18 protein-coding genes are annotated in these 17778 nt (G+C 27.2%); 8 read left to right on the plus strand and 10 right to left on the minus strand.

The features are described from left to right. Positions 1–77: 77 nt before the first annotated feature. Complete coding sequence (locus BZ132_RS06075; protein WP_011406844.1) at positions 78–263, minus strand: protein translocase SEC61 complex subunit gamma; 186 nt, start codon at positions 261–263, stop codon at positions 78–80. 293 nt (positions 264–556) lie between these two features. Continuing rightward, a complete protein-coding gene (ftsZ, locus tag BZ132_RS06080) occupies positions 557–1654 on the minus strand; it encodes a cell division protein FtsZ (protein WP_369814997.1) in 1098 nt (365 codons plus the stop codon). 524 nt (positions 1655–2178) lie between these two features. On the opposite strand from ftsZ, the gene comA reads away from it, so the two are divergent. The 6 genes from comA (at position 2179) to larE (ending at position 6866) form a co-directional block, all read left to right on the plus strand. Next, entirely contained in the window at positions 2179–2937 is a 759-nt protein-coding gene (gene comA, locus BZ132_RS06085; protein ID WP_011406846.1) for a phosphosulfolactate synthase, read from the plus strand. Between the two features lie 50 nt (positions 2938–2987). After that, a complete protein-coding gene (locus BZ132_RS06090) occupies positions 2988–3818 on the plus strand; it encodes a coenzyme F420-0:L-glutamate ligase (protein ID WP_052273669.1) in 831 nt (276 codons plus the stop codon). A 269-nt stretch (positions 3819–4087) separates the two neighbouring features. After that, positions 4088–4627, plus strand: a complete 540-nt coding sequence (tfe, locus tag BZ132_RS06095; RefSeq protein ID WP_011406848.1) for a transcription factor E — start codon at positions 4088–4090, stop codon at positions 4625–4627. A gap of 72 nt (positions 4628–4699) precedes the next feature. After that, the gene (locus BZ132_RS06100; RefSeq protein ID WP_011406849.1) at positions 4700–5194 is read left to right on the plus strand and encodes a TIGR00295 family protein; all 495 of its coding nucleotides are present in this window, start codon (positions 4700–4702) and stop codon (positions 5192–5194) included. After that, positions 5195–5848, plus strand: a complete 654-nt coding sequence (locus tag BZ132_RS06105) for a TfuA-related McrA-glycine thioamidation protein (protein ID WP_011406850.1) — start codon at positions 5195–5197, stop codon at positions 5846–5848. It begins immediately after the preceding gene. Positions 5849–5852: 4 nt separating this feature from the next. Then, positions 5853–6866: an ATP-dependent sacrificial sulfur transferase LarE gene (gene larE, locus BZ132_RS06110; RefSeq protein ID WP_011406851.1), complete on the plus strand. Its 1014-nt coding sequence runs from the start codon at positions 5853–5855 to the stop codon at positions 6864–6866. Positions 6867–6911: 45 nt separating this feature from the next. Here the strand turns inward: larE and BZ132_RS06115 are convergent, their stop codons facing one another. The 4 genes from BZ132_RS06115 to hypE all read right to left on the minus strand — a co-directional run bounded on the left by BZ132_RS06115 (position 6912) and on the right by hypE (position 10677). Next, positions 6912–7748 (minus strand): CBS domain-containing protein, encoded by an 837-nt coding sequence (locus tag BZ132_RS06115; protein ID WP_048059762.1) that lies wholly within the window; start codon positions 7746–7748, stop codon positions 6912–6914. Positions 7749–7913: 165 nt separating this feature from the next. Continuing rightward, positions 7914–9188: a serine--tRNA ligase gene (gene serS, locus BZ132_RS06120; protein ID WP_011406853.1), complete on the minus strand. Its 1275-nt coding sequence runs from the start codon at positions 9186–9188 to the stop codon at positions 7914–7916. Positions 9189–9220: 32 nt separating this feature from the next. Continuing rightward, a complete protein-coding gene (locus BZ132_RS06125) occupies positions 9221–9640 on the minus strand; it encodes an RDD family protein (RefSeq protein WP_011406854.1) in 420 nt (139 codons plus the stop codon). Between the two features lie 8 nt (positions 9641–9648). Further along, the gene (gene hypE, locus BZ132_RS06130) at positions 9649–10677 is read right to left on the minus strand and encodes a hydrogenase expression/formation protein HypE (protein WP_011406855.1); all 1029 of its coding nucleotides are present in this window, start codon (positions 10675–10677) and stop codon (positions 9649–9651) included. 437 nt (positions 10678–11114) lie between these two features. Here hypE and BZ132_RS06135 point away from each other — a divergent pair, with 437 nt between their 5' ends. After that, positions 11115–11495, plus strand: coding sequence for a 30S ribosomal protein S8e (locus tag BZ132_RS06135; protein ID WP_011406856.1), 381 nt, complete (start codon positions 11115–11117; stop codon positions 11493–11495). Next, positions 11492–12142 (plus strand): DNA polymerase domain-containing protein, encoded by a 651-nt coding sequence (locus BZ132_RS06140; protein WP_011406857.1) that lies wholly within the window; start codon positions 11492–11494, stop codon positions 12140–12142. The genes BZ132_RS06135 and BZ132_RS06140 overlap by 4 nt, the downstream gene beginning before the upstream one ends. 60 nt (positions 12143–12202) lie before the next feature. On the opposite strand, the gene BZ132_RS06145 is transcribed toward BZ132_RS06140, so the two are convergent. From BZ132_RS06145 to hypD, 4 genes are all read right to left on the minus strand, one after another. Then, complete coding sequence (locus BZ132_RS06145) at positions 12203–13855, minus strand: AarF/ABC1/UbiB kinase family protein (RefSeq protein ID WP_286940650.1); 1653 nt, start codon at positions 13853–13855, stop codon at positions 12203–12205. A 120-nt stretch (positions 13856–13975) separates the two neighbouring features. Beyond that, positions 13976–14995, minus strand: coding sequence for a zinc ribbon domain-containing protein (locus BZ132_RS06150; RefSeq protein ID WP_011406859.1), 1020 nt, complete (start codon positions 14993–14995; stop codon positions 13976–13978). Between the two features lie 348 nt (positions 14996–15343). Continuing rightward, positions 15344–16654 carry a TldD/PmbA family protein gene (locus BZ132_RS06155; RefSeq protein WP_011406860.1) on the minus strand — a complete coding sequence of 437 codons (1311 nt, stop codon included), beginning with the start codon at positions 16652–16654 and terminating at the stop codon, positions 15344–15346. A 13-nt stretch (positions 16655–16667) separates the two neighbouring features. Further along, the gene (hypD, locus tag BZ132_RS06160; protein ID WP_011406861.1) at positions 16668–17717 is read right to left on the minus strand and encodes a hydrogenase formation protein HypD; all 1050 of its coding nucleotides are present in this window, start codon (positions 17715–17717) and stop codon (positions 16668–16670) included. Between the last annotated feature and the right edge of the window lie 61 nt (positions 17718–17778).

Here is a 17778-nt window from a genome sequence, read left to right on the forward strand (position 1 = left end):
TTTAATGTATTCCCAAATATTATATAAATAATATTTTGATTAAATTTCTTTTATTATTATTTTGTTTATTAAAACAACTATGAGTAAAACAATACTTGTGATACTATTGAAAGTATAAACCCAATAAGACCAATAATTATGATACCCACACCTGTAACTTTTGCTACAGTTAAGTATTCCTCATTATCTGGTTTTTTTGAAATACGTAATACTCTTTCACATTGCTTTAAAAAACCATGTATTGATTCTTTGTTTATATTCATATTATTACTACCTGCATTAAAAATTCAAAATGAGAAAATTTAAAACCTAAGATAGGGATCATATATAATTTATTCATCTTACTATTAATAAACCTTTGGTTTTATTTATAGAAAAACATACATTAAAAAATAACTATATTCAATCCATACATCATATAAACAACATATCAACTTGAATTTAATATATACTTTGAAATAAATACTTTAATAGATCTTTAAACCCTAAAAAAGCTAGAGATAATAATTTTTATTATAATCAAAAAAAAGTTAATGAAATATTTAGATATTAATATCTAAAATACATCATCAATAAATCCTTCAAGATCTGCATCTGGTGTTGGTGTTTCTTCTCCACGTGGTTTTTCTTTGTAAGAATCATCAGATCCCATTATTGAAGGAGAACTTACACCTGCAACAACAATGGTTGTTCTAACTGTACTTGCAAGATCTTCTTGTAATTGAGTACCCCAAATAATATTTGCTTCAGGATCAAGTTCATCTGCAACTATTTGTACAATTTTTTCAGCTTCATTTAATGTTAAGTCATTACTTCCACTGATGTTAACAATAGCACTTTTTGCATTAGAAATATCTAAATCAAGTAAAGGACTGTTAAGAGCTTCATTTACTGATTCAATAGCCCTATCACCAGTATCTGATTCGCCCATACCAATCATAGCCATTCCACTATCACTCATTACACTTTTAACATCAGCAAAGTCTAAACTTACTAGTCCTGGTTTTGTAATTAATTCAGTTATACCTTTTACAGCCCTACCTAATAATTCATCTGAAACCATGAATGCTTTGTTAATTGGTAAACTTGGAGCTACTTCTAAGAGTTTATCATTAGGAATTACAAGTACGGTATCTGCTGCTTCTTGTAATTTTGCAAGACCTTTTTCAGCATTTTCTCGCCTTCTAATTCCCTCTGCACTAAATGGCATTGTTACTACAGCTATAGTTAATGCTCCACATTTTTGTGCAATTCTACTTACTACTGGTGCTGAACCTGTACCTGTTCCTCCACCAAGTCCACAGGTAACAAATACCATGTCTGCTCCATCAATTCTTTCTTTTATTTCTTCTTCACTTTCTTCAGCACTTGCTTCTCCAACATCTGGAATTCCACCAGCACCTAATCCACCACAAGTTTCTTCCCCAATTAATATTTTATCATTAGATTTGCAGAAGAATAAGTCTTGTGCATCTGTGTTAATGGATATAGTTTCTGCACCTTCAATTCCAATTTCACCTAAACGTGAAATAGTGTTGTTTCCAGCTCCACCAGCACCAATAACAAATATTTTTGTTCTACTTTTGTTAATAATATCTACTAAGATACTATTAATATCATCTACATTAGAATTAGAAATATTATTTTTAGAGATAGATCTTTCTGTTGAAGTTTTAGATTTTGAATCTTTTATACTATCATTTATTAGAGATTTCACTTAACACCCTCACTATTACATTGTATTTAATAACAGTTTATTAATTATTATATTTATTATTAAATTAATTTAATATCTTATATTTTATGAATTATTTAAATATTGTTCTATGAAAGAAAGATTTCAAAACTATGTTTATACTTGATAATTATTGGTAATCATTTACTGATTGAAATACTTAAATAGATTACTTATCAATAATCAGAACACGTTATTATAACGATTAATAATTGATAATACTAATTTTAAGATACTTTATTATTTGAAATAATATAATTTTATATTAATATATTTGTATGTTTTCTTAAATATATAAACTTAGTTTTTTTAGATAGAAATATATTAAAAATAGAAAAAAAGAAGTACTATTTTAATAAATATAAAATTCATATTAATTTAAAAATAATTAAATACATAACTAAGTATTATATTTTTAATATAAAAATAATAAAGATGATAATATGAACGCTTTTAAGTTTCTAGATGAAATTGGACCAGTAAATACCAATACCATGGTTCTTGATAAGGCATTAGGATACAAAACAGTTGAAGATATGTTAACAATTAGTGGAAACTATTTTAATCTATTGAAGTATGGATGGGGAACTTCAATATTATATGATGAAGAAATAATAAAAGATAAAAATGAATTATATCACTCATATAATATTAGAACATATACTGGTGGAACTTTATTTGAATTAGCAAATAAACAAAATAAAATAGATGAATATTTTAATGAAATTGACAGATTAGGATTTAATGCTGTGGAAATATCTGATGGATCAACTACCATTGACAGTGATAGACGTGCACAGTTAATTAATAAATCAAAAGAATTAGGTTTCTACACTTTGAGTGAAATAGGTAAGAAAAATCCACAAAAAGATTCTGAATATACAACACAACAACGTATAGATCTTATAAATACAGATATTGAAGCAGGTTCTGATATGGTTATTATTGAAGGACGTGAAAGTGGTAAAAATATTGGTATATACGATGATAAAGGTAATGTAAAAAAAGATGATTTAACTTCAATCTATGAAAATACACCTAAAGAAAAAGTATTGTGGGAAGCTCCACAGAAAAATCAACAAGTAGAATTAATACTTACATTAAGTAATGATGTAAATCTTGGAAACATTAATTCTAATGAAATAGTCTCCCTTGAAACATTACGTCGTGGATTAAGAGGAGACACTCTTGGAAAATTATAAATTTCCTCTTTTATTTTTTTAATAAAAAAACCATTTTTAGAGATATGAATATGAAAGTAGAAGTTATTCCCATTAAAACAGATTATATCAAACCAAATGAAGGATACTATACTCTTATAACCAATATCATAAAATATTGTCAAGATGATGATTATATTGTAATTAGTGAAACTCCCATATCAACAGCTGAAGGCAATTTAGTTGATGAATCAAAATACATACCAAGTATCGCTGCATCTATTTTAACAGAGTTATGGAGTAAATATTTATGGGGATATGTTTTATGTCCATTTTTAGGTTATAAAAAAAGAACAATAACCAATCTTAGAAACATGCCCCATGAGGCAAGATACCATAAACAGTTCATATTAGAAAAATATGGATTAAAATATGCACTACAACCTACATCTGAAGCTGGTGTTGATTTAAGTAATGTTCCTGAACAATATGTATCTCTTCTTCCAGAAAATCCACAAAAGAGTGCTGATTATATTAAAGAAATTATACACAAAAAAACAGGGAAAAATGTAAATATAATAATCTGTGATACTGATGCAACATATGATTTCTATGGAAAGAAATTTACCACATTACCCCAATCCATAGAGACAATTCATAATAATACTGGTATTTTTGGATATATTCTTGGAAATTTCTCTAAAAAAATAGGTCCAACACCTCTTGCATCTACTGTTAAGTGTGATGTTGAAATGTTAATAAAACTATGTGCAATTGCTGAAAAATCACAAGTTGAAAATACCAATACTTTTTTTGAAACTGTATATAATATGAAAACTACATTTGATACTGATTATAATAAGGTTACCCCTGCGCTTCTAAATACAATTACACATATACCTGCAGTGATTATAAGATTTTAAATAACTATTTATAATAAGTAAAGACATAATAATATATTAGTTATTTATGATAGATCCATTTAATAAAATTTTAAATGTATATCAACTCTATAGTCAAAATATAATAAAATGTAATTATTATGAAAAAGATTAAAATATAATAAAAAAATTTTACTCAATTAAATTATCTAAAAAGATGATTGAAGATTATAGAGATTATTTGAAGTTGTATTAACAAAATTCTAACAATTAAAATATTGTTAGAGACAAATAATAAGAGAGATAATATAATGGCTAAGAAAAAAGTTAAATATACATTTGATTATGATTCTAAATTTTTAAATGAACACAATGTTAAAAAACTAGCATATGAACTTACTCATGATTCTGATACTAGTAATAAAATATTAGACTGTTTATTTACTGCTGAAGTTACAGATGAACAAATAGCTGAAGCTACTGGTATTAAATTAAACTTTGTAAGAAAAATATTATACAAATTCTATGATGTGGGTATGGCTAATTATACAAGAAAAAAAGATCCTGAAACACAATGGTTTACTTATTATTGGAGATTTGATTCAAGAAAAGCTGCACAAATCCTAGAAAAACAATACAACCACCATAATCAAGAAATTAAAGAATCAATTGAATATGAAGAAAATAATATGTTTTTTGTATGTCCTAATGGATGCAGATATCCATTTGATGAAGCTACAGAATTTCAATTTATATGTCCAAGATGTAATGAAAAATTAGAATTTAAAGATAACAGTGATCTTATCCATGATCTCAAAAAATTAGAGTCAGCATACAAAATTAATGAATAAAAAAAATTAAACACCTTCTTTTTTTATAACTTCTTTTTTTAATATTAAACAAAAATAGGAAAGTAATTACACATGTCTGAAGTTGATAAATTAATTAAAAATATTTATAATAAATTAGAATGTTCTAAATACATTATAGATCATTCCACCACAGTTTATGAAAGAACCAAAGATATTACACCCCATTATGACAATATTGATTTAGATCTTATTAAAGCTGGAGCAATGTTACATGATGTTGGAAGAACTGTTACAAATGATATTAAACATGCATACCTTGGAGCAGATCTACTTCGTCAATTAAATGTTGATGAAAAAATATGTAAAATAACAGAACGTCATATTGGTGCTGGAATAAGTGCTAAAGAAGCCCAAAAATTAAGATTACCACCACGTAATTACATACCCCAAACTCTTGAGGAAAAAATTGTTGCACATGCAGATAATCTTGTTCATGGAACAGAACCTGTGGATTTAGATTTTGTTATTAATAAATGGACAAAAAAAGGCATGGCTACAGAATCAATAGACAGACTTATTAAATTACATAATGAATTAATAAAGTAGATGATTAACATGACAATAGCAATTTATACTGGATTATCAATTTCATTTAAAGAAGCTAAAACAATATTAGATGCTACGTATTATCCTCCTGTAAAAAGAGGCGATATTGATGAATTACTCTCAAAAAATGATAATATTGAAATTATTGGTATAATAGATGGCGTTTTTCATCAAAGTCCTGCTGTAGCTCATAAAGAAATTTTAAGAGCATTGAAAAGGAATATTACTGTTGTTGGTGGTGCTAGTATGGGTGCACTTCGTGCTTGTGAATTATATCCATATGGTATGATTGGAATTGGAACTATTTTTAATGACTATAAAAAAGGTGTTATTGACTCTGATGATGATGTTTCTGTTGCTTTAAATCCAGATACCTTAGAGCAATTATCTCAACCCTGGATTAATCTTAAATATAATTTTGATAACGCAAGAAAAGACAAAATCATTACACAAGAAGAGGAAGATGAATTATTAAAAATTGCAAAAGACACCTATTATCCTAAACGTTCATTTGAATATACAATTAGAAAATCAAGTCTATCTCCAGAAAATATAACAACGTTACTTAACTATATTAATAAAAATAAAATAGATATAAAACACGATGATGCAAAAAAGGTTATACAATACATTAAAAAAATAAGTAAACAATGATAATATGAAAATAGAAGAGAAGATAGAGAAATTAAAAGAATATTTGAAAGATAAAAAATCAATACTAGCATTTAGTGCTGGTTCAGACAGTACACTCATAGCATACATTTTATCACAAGTAAGTCCCAATTCAGTACTTGTTACAATAGACAATAACATGATGCCAAAAGACTTTATAAATTATACAAAAGAAAAAGCAAAAGAATTAAATTTAAAACATGACGTAATAAATGTTAACTTTCTAAAAAACCCAGAATTCATATCAAACAACCAAAAACGCTGTTATAACTGTAGAAAAATAATGTACTTAAAAATCCAAGAACTATCCTATTTTAATGAATATGATTATTTCTTAGAAGGAACCAATCTAACAGACCTTCTTGAAGATAGACCTGGAATTTTAGTAAGAAAAACATACAACATGACAAGTCCCCTAATAGAATGTGGTATAACAAAAAATGATGTATTTAATATGATAAAATACTTAAATCTCACATACTCCCATAACACAACATGTCTTGCAACTAGAGTAAAAACAAATGAAGAAGTAAGCATGGAAAAATTTAAATTAATAGATGAAGCTGAAACATATCTAAAAAAATACATAAAACAAGAAAATATCCGAGTTAGATTTGATTCATATACTGCAACAATATCAATAGATGAACCTCTTGAAGTACTAGATAAGAATTTAATAAAAAATATAAGAGACAAGCTTCAAGAATTAGGTTTTAAAAAGGTATTATTAGACATAACAGGATATATGAAAACAAAACTCACATATAACATAGATAATAACATATACTTCTATAAATTACCATATAACATAGATTTAAAAAGAACTTATGAAAATATAATTGAAAATACAAAACTAGGAGAAGAAAGTAAATTAAATTCAAAAACCATAAACTATGAGGATATAACTATTGAAGATAATGGTAAAATAAGTATGCCTGAAACTAATGACTTTATTGATAAATTCAATAAAATTCTACCTTCAATTGAAAGAAAAATATAGAATATAATCTACTATATTCTTCTTTTAATAAAATAATAATTTAAATTATTGAATCATAGCACGCATTAAATCACTTGATCTTACAAGACCAATTGGTTCATCAGCCATATTCAATACAGGAACTTGTTCTATATTATATTGCCTTAGAATATTCGCACATTCTTTAACAGAAGTTTTACGAGTAACAGATACTAATTTATCTCCAGCAACATCTTTAACTATTTTATCAGAAAATTGTAATCTATTTTTTAAAATATACATTACACTCTGACTATTCCATGTCCATTTATCTCCCTCAGTACTTACTGAACTGTTATGTATAGTTTGTTCTTCAACAACCCTACTTTCATTAATAAAGTCAGTTTCTGTTAAAATACCAGATGCTTTACCATCATCATTTAATGATATTACTGACTTAAAATTAAAGAAGTTAGTAATAGAATATGCTATAGGTAATGGTGTTTTATCCCATACTGTTGGGACATTACGTACCATATATTTTTCAACAGGTTCAGTATTATTAATCTTCCATAATGCTTTATTAGTTATATCTGCCGAAGTTACAATTCCCACTAATTTATTATCCACAGTAATTGGTACTCTACGAATATTATTATTAATCATTTTACGAGCAACTGAATTTACATCTTCATCTGGAGCTGCAGTTATAGGATTTCTTGACATAATCATTGCAACTTGATCTTCATCAGGATTTTTAATAAGATCAGATCTTGTTATTACTCCTGCAAGTTCTCCTGTATGTTTTTTAACAATTGGTACACCAGATAATTTCTCTTCTCTTAAAATTTCATAGATACTACTGACTGTCCCTGGAACTGATCCTGCCTGAACATTTTCTGTCATTATTTCACTTATTTTCATGATAATCACCTGTCCATGTATTTTTAAAACAATTAATTAAAATAATAATTACTATTGTCAATTACTATAATATTTAATCATTACTAATAAGATATGTGATTAAGATATAAAAATAGTTAATTAAAAAAAAGAAATAAAATATAAAAAAAAGTAAAGGAAAGATTATTATTTAGCTTCAATAATAGTTTTACCATTCATATATGGTATTAATACATCAGGTATTTTAATACTTCCATCTTCTTGTTGATAATTTTCTAAAATACAACATATAGTTCTTTCTGTAGCAATTGCTGTACTATTTAATGTATGTAATATTTGAGCATCACCAGCACCTGCTTTTCCATAACGTGTATTGATTTTTCTTGCCTGATAATCCTTACAATTAGTACAAGATACTAATTCACGATATGTTCCAGAACCAGGGAACCATGCTTCAAGATCATATTTTATTGCTGCATTATCATTTAATGCTGAAGATACTATAGCTACAATTTGATAAGGTAATCCAAGTTTCTGATAGATTCCTTCAGTTACTTCTAATAATTTCTCATGTTCTAAAGTTGAATTTTCCGGTGTAGCATAGATGAATTGTTCTACTTTTTCAAATTGATGTACTCTAAAAATTCCCAAAGTATCTTTTCCATGGGATCCTGCTTCTTTTCTAAAACATGTGGAAAGAGCACAGTACCTTAATGGTAAATCTTCAGAATCTATGATTTCATTTCTATGTAGAGCTGCTAATGTTTGTTCAGCAGTAGCTATTAGATATAAATCCTCATTCTCAACCTTATATAATGTTTCTTCAAATTCACCCAATTCAGATGTTTCTTCTGCAACCTCACTTTTAATAAAGAAAGGTGTTTGTAGAGGAGTATATCCCTTATCTTTTAATTCATTTAATGCAAATTGAATTAATGCTAAGTTTAAGAATAAAATATCCTGTTTTAAATAATAAAAACGTGACCCTGCAATTTGAGAAGCAGTGTCTGTGTCAGCACCATCAATTAAATTGATTAAATCAACATGATTTAATGGTTCAAAATCAAATGATGGAAAATCACCATTTGTTCTTATGACTTCATTATCATCTTCAGTATCAGAAACAGGTACGTTTTCATCTATAATATTACCTACTTTATACCTATATTCATCACGTATTCTTTCATATTCTTCAATTTTAGGTTCTAATTCTTTAATATCAGAAGCTACTTTTTTGGATTTGCTTATAACTTCTTCAAGATTTCCATCTTTTTTTGCTTGTTTAAATGATTTAGATAATTTATTTTTTTCAGAACGTAAATTATTTAGATTTTGTAATCCTTCTCTCCATAAATTATCATACTCAATAACTTTTTCAACATTAATAGTATCCCTAAATCGTTTCTTTTCAGAGTCAAATATTTTATTTGGTTCTTCCCTGAATAATTTTATGTCTAACAACTATTATTTCTCCTTTATTATTTATCTATTATTTAATCATCCACTACTTCTAAATCTTTATCAGAATATACATCAGTACCTGCTAATTTATCAAATAATCGTGAAGGATAGTTCATTATTTTTCCAATTATAATATCGAAAATTAAAGGTACCCAAAAGAGTTTTGTTAAATTTCTAATAAATGCACTTTTATATGTCATATATCCTTCAGAATCAGAAACATATAAGTGAAGAATCTTTTTACCTATTGTTTTATTTGTTTTAGCTTCAAATAATGTGAAATAGCCCATTGTTACCAGAATTAATACTACATATGGATAATAAGCCAATGTAACTTGAATATTTAATAATGCAAGTAATATATATAAAATATTATCTATCAAGGAAACAAATAATGTTACTATTATTGCATCTATTATTAAAGCTTCTGTTCTTAATATAAAATGTTCCATAAAATCACTTAACATACTCTTGGTACAGGATCTGCTATTGGAGGTTCAATTAATCTTTCTCCACCAATGATAGTTTCCATTATTACATGTTTTTTATCTGTAACTTCACCAATAATTTGGGCATCTTTTCCATATTTAGTTTTTTGTATAGCTTGTAATACATCTTCAGCATTTTCTGCTTCTACACCCATTACAATTTTACCTTCATTTGCTACTTCAAATGGATCAATACCCAACATATCAGATACAGCCTCTACTTCAGGTTTTATTGGAATTCTTTCCTCATCTAACCTCATACCCACATTTGCCTTATTTGCCATTTCATTTAATGCATTGGCTATTCCACCACGTGTTGGATCTTTCATTGCTGTAATTGTTCCAACTTTTTGAGCAGCTTCAACCATACCCCATACTGGTGCCACATCAGATTTTAGTTCTGTTTCATAACCAAAACCTTCTCTTTTAGACATTATTGCCATTCCATGGTCACCCACACTACCAGTGATGATAACTTTGTTTCCAACTTTAAGACCAGCATCAGATACTATATTTTCTTTTTTACCTACTCCAATACCTGCAGTTGCTATTATCATTCCATCAAGTTTGTCACTATCAATTACCTTAGTATCTCCTGTAATAATTGCAGCACCTACTTCTTGACAAGTTTCATCCATGGATTTAACAATTTTTTCTAAGTCTGAACGTTCAAAACCTTCACTTATTACCATTGCATTGTTTAAAGATAATGGTTTTACTCCCATAACAGAAATATCATTTAATGTTCCTGCAGCTGATATTCTACCAATATCTCCTCCAGGGAAAAATAAAGGTTGTACTGTATGACTATCAATAGTTGTTACTATAACATGCTCATCATCAATAGGTATTGTTGCACTATCATCTAATGCTTCCAAACCTATTCCACCATTTACACTAGTTTTTGAGACATTATTTAATATTATATCTGAAATCATACCTTGCATGACTTCTCCACCAGCACCATGTACCATGTTTATTTTATCATCATTATATGCCATAGTAAATTCCTTCCATGTTGTTTTAATAAAAAAAATATAAATATTTAAGATTTATTTTTATTATCTTATTCAATAATATATTATATTATTAATTCTTTATCTAATAAAATTTTAGCAATATACTATAAAAAAAACTAGTTGTTAGTTATGAGTTGATATTAGTAATAAATAAATATAAATACAATAGAATTAATATATTATATTATTATTGTAAAATAGTATAGAATGATAAAACTCTTAATAAAGTATTATTTTAATAAAATAATTATACTATAAAATAAGGAAGTAAAATCATATCTAATGAACTAACTATTTAAACAAAACACTTATTAATTATAAGATAACTTTTTAGAAGTTACATAATTTTTTTAATACGGAATTACTAAGTTATACTATAATTACACAGTATAACCTAATATAAATTTGAGGTGACAAATATGGCAATATGGCAAGGAAGCTCTTTAAGAAAACCATCAGGAGCAAGATCAAGAAGAAATAAAAATAAAAGAAATGCTGAATTCGGAAGAAATCCAGCAGAAACAAGGATTGGAGACGAAGTTAAAAAAGAAATAGTAGCAAGAGGAAACTGTACCAAAACAAGAGCTACCGTAGCAAAAAGAATCAATGTTATTGATCCTAAAGACAACTCCAGTAAAAACGTTGAAATGTTAACAGTACTTGAAAATGGAGCTAACAGCCACTTTGTAAGAAGAAACATTATTACAAAAGGAGCTATTGTTGAAACAGAAATTGGTAAAGCAAAAATAACTTCCAGACCAGGTCAAAAAGGAATAGTTAATGGTGTATTAATCGAATGAGCATTCCAAAAAAAATTGAAAAACAGGTTACGGAGCTACTTAGCTCCATAAACCAAAATTTACCCCAAGACATGGAGCTTGAGTTAGAAGGCTATTATGACAGAGGATTCTTTGTAACCAAAAAAAGATATGCTGTCATATGTGATGGTGTTATTACTGTTAAAGGTTTAGAACTTGTTCGTCGTGATTGGGCAGCAGTAGCTAAAAATACCCAACATGAAGTATTAGAAGCTATTCTTAAGGATGCTTCACCAAATAAAGCAAAAAAAATTGTGAAAAATGTTATTAAAAGATTAAATAATGGTGAAGTTGAATTAGAAGATTTAGTTATCCATACTAAATTAACTAAAAAACCTGAAAACTATAAGCAAATTGCACCACATGTGATTGCTGCAGAAAAACTAGAGTTACATGGCCAAACAGTTACTAGTGGTTCTATTATTCGTTACATTATTACAAAAGGAAAAGAACCAATTAGTAGACGTGCAGAACCAATAGAATATATTGGAAATAAAACATATGATCCTGAGTATTACATTCAAAATCAAGTATTACCAGCTACTTTAAGAATACTAGAAGCTATAGGATACACTGAAGAACAGATTATGAACAATGAAATACAAACAAGTTTAGATAGTTTCTTCTAAATAATAAATCACCGCCTAAAATAAATAATATCTTTTTTTCTTTAAAATATAACTTAATTTCTAGTAATTTTTACTTAGAATCATGAAAATTAAAACTACTCCAAGTATTGCACTGAATACAAAACCTACAAACCCTATAATAGGATATCCCATTATTGATGTTCCATGATCTGTTAACATAATTAGAGATGAACCTACAAGTATTGCAGCAGTTATCAAAGCAATTACTATTTTATCCATTGTTTTTGATAGAAGTTGAATTACTCTTTCAATCTCATCATACTCCAGATTTACACGTATTTTACCATCATCTACAACATCAAAAAAGTTTAATAGAGAGTCTGGTAATTTTTTAGCTAAATTTTGAACATCCATAATATTTTCATTTGTACGTTGTAGTATTCTTTTAGGTTTAAAATTATTTAATAACATCTTCAATGCATATGGTTTTAATGCCTCTGTTACATTAAATGATGGAACTAGTGATTTTCCTATATCATCAATCATAATTATCGTTCTAATAACCATCATCAAGTCTCTTGGTATGACTAATCCATACTTATTTAATAAATCTTCATGCATAAGTTCTTTAAATACACCAGAAACATCGTTAAACTGTGAATTATAATACTTATCTAACAAATGTGTGATTTCATTTTCAATATTTTCAAAATTATTTTTATTTTTAATTATACCCATATAATATAATTGTTTAGTTAGTAGTTTTGAATCACCTTCAGATATGAAAATAAATAATTTTGCTAAATCAGCCCTTAAATCAGAACTTAAATGGCCCATCATTCCAAAATCAACAAAGGCTACAATATTCTCCTCTAAAACAAATATATTACCAGGATGGGGATCTGCATGATAAAATCCATGAACTAAAATTTGTTTAACAAAAGAATCAGTGCCTATCTGTGCAATTTTTTCTTTATCATATTTATCAGTAGAATCCATCAACACCTTATTAAGACTAACCCCATCTAAAAATTCCATTACTAAAACTTTATTAGTAGAATAATCTAAATAAATTTTAGGTATATGCACTTCATCTTCACATAATAAGTCATTAATATGAATAGCATTCACAGCTTCAAATTTATAATCTAATTCTTTATATATATCTGATTCAAAAACATCAATTATACCAGGTAAATTATATGCTTTAGCCATTGTAACGTTATTATCAAGACGATTAGCAATAAAACGCATGATTTGAATATCTTTAGAAATAGTATCTTGAATATTAGGATGTTGTACTTTTACAGCAACAACTTTATTATTTAGAGTTGCTTTATGTACCTGACCAATACTTGCTGATGCTATTGGTTTTATTTCAAAATTATCAAAAATAGAGTCAATAGGTTTTGAAAACTCATCTTCAATAATTGTTCTAATTTCATCATAACTTGTTATTGGAGCAGATTCTTGTAATTTAGATAATTCCTCTGCTAATTCAAAACCAACCATATCAGGATAAGTGCTCAATGTTTGACCTAATTTAATAAAGGTAGTTCCAAGTTCTTGTAAAACAAGCCTAATACGTGTATTTAAATCATATTCATCATTAGAAACATCATTGTCTAGAGATACGTGTCTTAGATGAGTATTACTTATTTTCTGAGCAATACTTTCAAATCCATACTTGGCTAAAATCCTTATTATTTCATTTATTCTTGAAATATTACCTTTACTCTCTAAAATATTCATAATTATATTTTATTAGATTATATTATTTATAATAATTTCGGCAGGATTTAAAAAAGAAGCATGTTTTATTCTTTTAAAAAAAAATAAGAAATCATTTAAAAAAAAAAGAAAAGAAAGAAGTTATATACCTACAATTTGTATTAATGATAAAGCTACAACTACTGCAATTATTAAAATTAATAATATTATTAAAACAGACACAATCTTACTACTTAATGAGTTAACATTCTCATCTAAATCTGTGTTAAATTCTTCTAATTCATCATCTAATTTTTTATTAAACTTGGATTTAATACTATCAGAGTCATCATCAGATTTTTTATCATCTTGTGTTTCTTTCACTGATTTAATTGATAAATCTTCATCTTTATCTTCATAAGATATTACTTTAGTTAAATCAGTATTTTCTGAATCATCATCAATTTTAAATTTATCTGCTATTGAAGATTTAATTGAACTTATTGAATCAGATTCTAAATCCTCTTCAATAATATTAGATTTTGTTTCTTTAGGTTTTATTATCTTTTCAACTTCAGATACATCCTTTTGTTCTGTTAATTCTTCAATAAAATCGTCAACATTTGCATCTTTAGGTTCTTCATCAGTAGTAACATCTTTAGCTGTTTTCTCATTAGATACATGTTTTTGTTCTTTTTCAAGTGATTCTACTTCTTCAACATCATCTAGTAATACATCATCATCTGGTACTTCTTCCCATACCACATCTCCATAATTAAAGTTATCATCTAAATCTAAAAATTCATCTAAGTCGTCTAAATCATCTTTTGAATCTATAGATTTTTTTTCAGTTACAACTTCTTTAGGAGTTTCCATAACTTCTTCTACTTCAGGAGTTTCCCTAGGAACATCTTCTGTAACTTCCCCAACTACTTCCCCATCCAATGGAATTTCTTCTATAATTTCTTCAACTTCAGGTTCTTCTATAATTTCTTCACTAGGAGCTTCTTCAGTAGTTTTTTCTACTTTAGGAGTTTCTATAACTTCTTCAACATCAGGTTCTTCTTTAACTTCTTGTGGTGCTGGTGCCTTTTGTTCTACTAAATTACCTGTTGGATTTCCACAATTGAAACAAAATTTATCAGTATCCTCTAGTTTTGTTCCACAATTTCTACAAAACATTTTACATTACTCCATTACGCTTATATGGTCCATATTAAAAAGAATTAGAAAAATCTCATTTAATATTTAAAAAATTAAATTATTTATTTTCCCTAATATATTTAAATATTAAATATTAATTATGTGTTTTATGTTATATAAAAATTAAGTTTAGATGAAAATTATTATGAGAATATTTAAAAAATCATGAAAAATAAAAAAAAATATTTAATTAAATACAACAGATTAATATAATTAAAAAAAAGATGATATTTTTTATAAAAAATATTTTATAAATGGACTAATTATCAATTTAATTATTATAACATTAATTAATCTTTAAAGAAAAGATTTAAAAAAAAGTAAAAGTTAACCTATTATTCTTAGGTTATCTGCTACAATTTTAGGAGTTATACATGACCCTATTTGACGAATATCCCCTTCCAATGCCTTAACATCCATCATTATATCAAAAATATTTCCAGAAATCATTACTTTTTTAATTGGATTTTCTATAGAACCCTTTTTTATTTCGAAAGAATTCAATGCTTCCACAGAAAAATCACCAGTTATTGGATTTGCTGTATGAGCTCCCATAACACTATCCACGATGATTCCATCTGTAATATCAGATATTGCTAATTTATCATTGAAATCTAGTTTTAGATTTGTAAATCCTACAGTAGGTGTTGATTTATAACCAGCCCTTACTGCATTTGCTGTTGTTGATAGATCTAATTCATCCTTATTTGCATGATATGTATCATAAATGAAATTTTTAAGAATACCATCTTCTATTAATGTTGTTTTTTCTGTTGGAGTTCCCTCATCATCTGCTATTGAAGAGCATAATGCTCCAGGAATTGTTCCATCATCTGTTAATGTAAAATTAGATGAAGCTACTTGTTTATTTAATTCATCTTTAAATTTTGAACGATTTCTTTGTTTATTTTCACTATTTAATGCTGAAAAGAAAGTATTTAATAATGATACTGTTGCTGTATGATCTAAAACTACTGTTGCATTTCGTGTTGTTGTTGGTTTTGCATTTCTTGAATCTAAAGCCAATTTTGTTGATTTTTCAGCTATTAATTCTAAATCTATATTTTTATCATGACGAATATCATAATAATATGCACTTGATACCACATCATTATCAGCTACATTAACTGAAACTGATGCACCACAGGATGTTGATTCTTCTGATACATCAACCCCATTAGAATTTACAAGATTTACTTTGTTAATTCCAACACCACAACCTCCCGCAGTAGGATTACATTTTTTTTCCTTTACAAGATCAATTAATGTTTTTGAATAATCAATAAATTCCTGTAAATCAACATTTTCTAATTGTTTATCATATAATCCATCGATTTTTGTGTATTTTTTATTACTGTCAATTATACTTATGTTTTCATCAATTTGATTCAATTTAGAATTATTAATTGCTTGTTTTATTGTTTCATCGATTTTATTTAGATTTGTTGTGTATGCAAATCCTTGTCTTTGATTTTTAATTATTCTTATACCAATCCCAAGAACATTTTCTTCCTTTGCATGATTTACTTTATCATTTAGAATATCAACATCCACAGATTCATTTCTCTCCATGTATATTTCTGCATGATCTACTTGCTTATTCACTTTATCCAATATTGTGTCAAGTAATTGATTCATTATATCACTCTATTTAATCATCCATTTTTGAGTATCTATATGCTATATTACAAGTACCTTCTTTACTTACCATACATGCACCTATTGGATGAAGTGGATTACATTCTCCACGGAATAATTTACAATCCTCTGGTCTTGCCATACCTCTTAGTATTGGTCCACAGATACATCCTTGTGGAACATTTTCAGAATCTGGAAGTTCCATATCATATTTTACTCTAGCATTATGATCATCAAATTCCTTTTTAAGATCATATATGGAATTTGGTATTTCAGGGAAACCTCTCCATTCAGCAGTTGTTACTCTAAATACTTCATCCATAGCTTTTTGAGCTTTTATATTACCTTCTTCTCTTACAGCTCGTTTATATTCATTTTGTATTCTAGGATTATCTTCTTTTTTCTGTTTTAATATAAGGTATATTGAATACAAGATATCTAATGGATTAAATCCTGCTACTGCTTGTGGAATTCCATAATCTTCTGATAAAAATTCAAATGGTTTTGTTCCAATTATTGTACATACATGACCTGGTTCTATTAAACCATCTAATTCAACTTCATCATGAACTAAGAAATCTAAAGCAGGAGGTATTAATCTATGACTTGAAAGTACTGAAAAATTTTCAGGAGGATTATTTAATAATTCATTGGCTGTTGTTGGTGCTGTTGTTTCAAATCCTGCTGCCATGAATACAACATCATTATCAATTTCTTTTGCTAATTCTACTGCATTGCCAATACCATATACTATTCTTACATCTGCACCTTCTGCTTTAGCATCGGCTAATGACTTTTCTGTACCTGGTACGCGTAACATATCCCCAAATATTGTAACTGTTACTCCTTGTTCTGCTAATGCCACACATTCATCTATTTCATGTGAAGGTACCACACATACTGGACATCCAGGACCTGCAACAATTTGAACTTCAGAAGGTAACATTGAACGTATACCATTGTACATAATTGTATGTTCATGTGAACCACATACATGCATAATTTTAATAGGCTGTTTTATTTCATTTATTTTTTTAATTATATCTTTAGTTAAATTCTTCATATTATTCAAAAACTCCTTATAAACCCGTTGAAATTAAAAAAAATATATTTTTTATTGAAAT

Origin of the sequence: Methanosphaera sp. DEW79 (assembly GCF_003266085.1) — an archaeon.
In the GTDB taxonomy this organism is placed as follows: Archaea; Methanobacteriota; Methanobacteria; order Methanobacteriales; family Methanobacteriaceae; genus Methanosphaera; species Methanosphaera stadtmanae.